Genomic DNA, 3,398 nt, shown 5'->3' on the forward strand with positions numbered 1-3,398 from the left:
GTTGCTCCTCTGACTACTTTCGATGAAGTAGAATCTGCAAAAGTTTTGGGAACGGATGCACAAGCAAAAGTTGATCTTGTAAAAGATGCTGACAAAAAAGCAGCATTCCAAGCTCGTGTCGATGCACAAAAGGCTAAAGTAGAAGCGGCAGACGCATCTTTCTTGAAGATTGATGGTATTTCCGCAATTGACAACAATACCGTAACTGTAAAGTTCCCAGAAGTTAAAGTAGCTATTGAAAATGCAAAAGTTACTGTAAAAGATAGCAATAACAATGTGGTTGAAACGAAGTCCGTGTTGATCGCTGAAGGCGCAACAGAAGCTGATTTTGACTTCGTAACTCCAATCAAAGATGCTGACAAAGTAGGCGTTTGGACAGTTAACGGTAAAGAATACAGCTTTACCGCTATTACTCAGTTGGCTGCTATTGATGAGGCAGTTAAAGCAGGTAACGAAGTTAAACTGCAAGCAGCTCTTGATGCAGCGGGTATTAAATACGCTGACGAAGCAAGAATGGCTGTATATTTGGATACACTGAATGATCCTGATGCGTTGACTTCCCTTGATGCGGTTCAAAAAGCGATCACAAAAGTTGACGAAGATGGTGCAGTAGTAGTAAACAAAGCTGCAGCAGTAAAAGCAGTTGCTGATGCAACAACTCAAGCAAAACTGTTAGCTGCTCTTCAGGCTAACTTCCAACTAGTTAACGCGGATTGGATCGTTGAATATGCAAATGTTGCTAATCTTTTAGATTTTGAAGCAACAGACGATGTGGAAGCAGATTTTGAAGCAATTCAAAAGGCAGTTTACAATATTAACATTGCTTTCGTAGGCAAAAAAGTTGCAGCTGCTAACATGAAATTGGACAGCAAATTGGTTTCTGAAGCTAGAGCGTTGATTAAGTGGCTTCCTGTTGAATTTGATGACGAACCAGTTCAGGAGTACTCGATTGCTATCCTGGATCTTGAGGATGCATTAATCGCAGTGAACCAAGCTAAGACTAATAGTGCATTGAAAACAGCTTTGACAAACCTCGACAAACTTGAGAACGCACTTTTGGCAAAAGCGGATGGAACTATCCTAGGTTTCGAAGAAGAGTTTGATCTAGCTACTGTTATTGATGCTAACCTGACTTCCTACAGAACTGCAATTGCTAATGCTGAACTTGGGGATAAGAATCAACGTAAAGACATCCAAAAGCTTATCAATGATGCTAATGGAGCAGCAAATGACGCAGCTCTTTTGAAAGCACTTGCTGATATCAATAAAGTAGATAGCAAAACAACTGCAGATGCAGTGTTGGCTCTTCTGCAAAACAAAGCTTTGGAACTGGATAATGAAGTAAAGCCTGCTTACGCTGATGCATACAAAAAGGCTCTGGTTGAAGCTCTTGAAGACGAAACAACATTTGATAGCGCTGACGCTGTAGATGCATTGGTGGCATCTGTTAATGGAGTAGAGGATGCTGCTGCTCTCTTGGCTTCTGTTAACACAGCTTCCACAGCTTCTCAATTGAGCAAGGCTCTTGTAGCTTTGGAAGCTTCGCAAGAATCAAATGATGATTTCACTAACATTTCTTCACAAGCAAAGCTTGAAGTCGCTGAGATTGTATTGGCAACTAGAAACGCTATTGAAGCGGGTGATGGTCAAAAGGCTAAGGAGTTTAAAAATGCAGCTGCAGCACTTACTGCAGCAACAGATGCGATCACTGCTAGAGCGGAATTCATTGCAACAGTTAACGGGATCGTTACTGAGGCTACTGATGAATACCCAGCAACTATTGCAGGTATGAAAGCAGTCTTGGCATCGGAGGACTCCCTTATCCCTTCCTTTGCTAAACTTGGTGCAGCAGACCAAACAGACGCAGCTGAGGCAGTTCTTAACAAGCTTCAAGAGTTGCAAGATAAAGAAAAACCAGAAGTATTCAAGTCCATTGCTGATATTAAAACTGCAGCAGGACTATAATGATCGTAAAGTAGTTACAATAAAGTATTAAAAAAGAGAGGGGGAACTTTCCTATGGGAGTTCCCTCCTTTTATTACACTAGATATTTGATGTGAGCTTGTGAAAATAGCAGTTACAGTAATGTATTAACGAAAAGTTGTTGCGCATGCTTTTGATTGAAAATGTCAAGAATTTGGAGGAATTTATAATGATAGAGTTGGCTTATCTGCCGTCAAGTCTAGGAAAGACCTTAAACGCTCTAGAAGTATCAGACGAATTTAAGCGGTATACATTTACAGGATTTATAAATGAAAGAACTTTATTTACCGACATCGATAGGAAACTAAATAAACTAGAAAATTCAACTGATTTTGAGCTGATTGATATTGAGGAACTCGTTAAATTATCTGAACAAATCGAGTTGGCAAGTGAAGAAAAGGAAATTTCCTTAATACGCATTGACTGGTTGCAACGCCTTCACAAAGCTAAAGGAGAATTGTGTTCAGCTGATACAAAGGAGAAGCTCAAGCATCTACGTCATATTATTGCTCCCGTACAAACTTGTCCCTTAAAAAATCAATTACTAGATGAAATTGAGTTTCGAGAAACTGCAATGTCAGAAGAAGCTATTTCAAAGGAGCATGATGAATTTAAGTTACTCATGGATTGTGCAATCAAAGAACTCGGTGACGTGTTCATTAACCTTGGAAAGAGCGGAAGAGAATATGTGATTACAGAGGTTCAAAAACAGCAAGAAGATGGTGCAAACACTGTTCACGTTAAGGATTGTGTCGAAAGAGTGGTACAAAAGGTGCACGCTCTTTTAAACTTAACAGATCGTGTAAAATTGATCGCCGAACTCGACCAATTGCCGATCCCCATCTTTTCTAACCTAGTTGTAGGTAGGAAGGAGCGAATAGCTGACACCCTCATTCAAGAGAAAGGCTGGTCAGGGCTCGTTTCACTTGAGCGTAGAATCGCGCAGATCAACAATGACATTGACAGGGAAGAGCGTGAGAACTACGAAAGAAAGAACGTCATCGTTTTACCAGAGGGAAAAGTAGCTGCAACCATTGATTTGCGGTTTCATTCAATTGACTAATCTGAGATACTATCGCTGAATTGCGGTAGATTTTTTTTACCCTAAATCACTGCAAAAGTCTACGGAGACTTACTGAAAAGAAAGAATGTTGGTGTTGAAAGAGATAAGTCACGTCACAGCAAAGACTAGATATTATGGAATTTTCACTCACCTCATAATATAAAGAATACAGTTAGTAGGTCAGATTACCTAATCAATTACTCGTGTATTGCCGATAACTTGAAAAGAATAGGTGCCTAATATCTGTTAGACAGATTTGTAAGGATAGTTGGAAGGATGTATGTGAATGCTAATCTAATAATTGACCACCTAGTGGTACATCGCTCATAAAAAAGTTGACCACCTGAGCACC

2 protein-coding genes are annotated in these 3,398 nt (G+C 39.9%); both read left to right on the forward strand.

Annotation, left to right across the window (positions count from 1 at the left end):
- On the forward strand, positions 1-1,965 hold a 1,965-nt coding region (locus JZI27_RS24680; protein WP_280209813.1), incomplete at its 5' end, for a hypothetical protein.
- Positions 1,966-2,152: 187 nt separating this feature from the next.
- On the forward strand, positions 2,153-3,046 hold the full coding sequence (locus JZI27_RS24685) for a hypothetical protein (protein WP_280209814.1): 894 nt from the start codon (positions 2,153-2,155) through the stop codon (positions 3,044-3,046).
- The last annotated feature ends 352 nt before the right edge of the window (positions 3,047-3,398 follow it).

Source organism: Brevibacillus sp. AY1, from assembly GCF_029870785.1.
Taxonomy (GTDB): domain Bacteria; phylum Bacillota; class Bacilli; order Brevibacillales; family Brevibacillaceae; genus Brevibacillus; species Brevibacillus invocatus.

Excerpts from the sequence above, each read along its gene's own strand:
- JZI27_RS24685 (WP_280209814.1), top strand. The coding sequence starts at position 2,153 with ATGATAGAGTTGGCTTATCTGCCGTCAAGTCTAGGAAAGACCTTAAAC.